Origin of the sequence: Anaerotignum faecicola, from assembly GCA_024460105.1 — a bacterium.
GTDB lineage: Bacteria > Bacillota > Clostridia > Lachnospirales > Anaerotignaceae > JANFXS01.
Window position 1 is genome coordinate 1 of record JANFXS010000400.1, and the last position, 419, is coordinate 419.

Genomic DNA, 419 nt, shown 5'->3' on the forward strand with positions numbered 1-419 from the left:
GATGAAAATCCCGCCGCCAGCAGTGCAATACCCATAACGACCGGCGCCGCTTTTCCTAAAAACGGAATGAGAAGGTCGCCCAGCTGAGCCGGTGCCTTTATAGCCGTTCCCGTTGGATGCAGCACAATCGCGCCAACCAGTACAATGGCTCCTGATATCAGGATAACGGCAGCAACATGGGCAATAGCATCCGCAAGCATGATTCCGTTAAATAAATCTTCTTTTTTCCACTTCTTTTCAACGCCGAGATACGTTCCGTAAATACCGGCGGTGATGGCTGCATTGGTACTTATGTACGCCAGTGCTGTCGTGAGGCTGCCTTCCGTAACCGTCCAGTGAGTCAGCCCTTTTCCAAGTTCTCCCCACGCCGGCCCGCCTGTGGCAGCCAGTGTGGCATAAAAACAGACAATCATTCCAAG

1 protein-coding gene is annotated in these 419 nt (G+C 52.5%); it reads right to left on the minus strand.

The window, feature by feature from the left end:
• Window positions 1–419: divalent metal cation transporter (locus tag NE664_14575; protein MCQ4727860.1), on the minus strand; the 419-nt coding region annotated here is incomplete at both ends.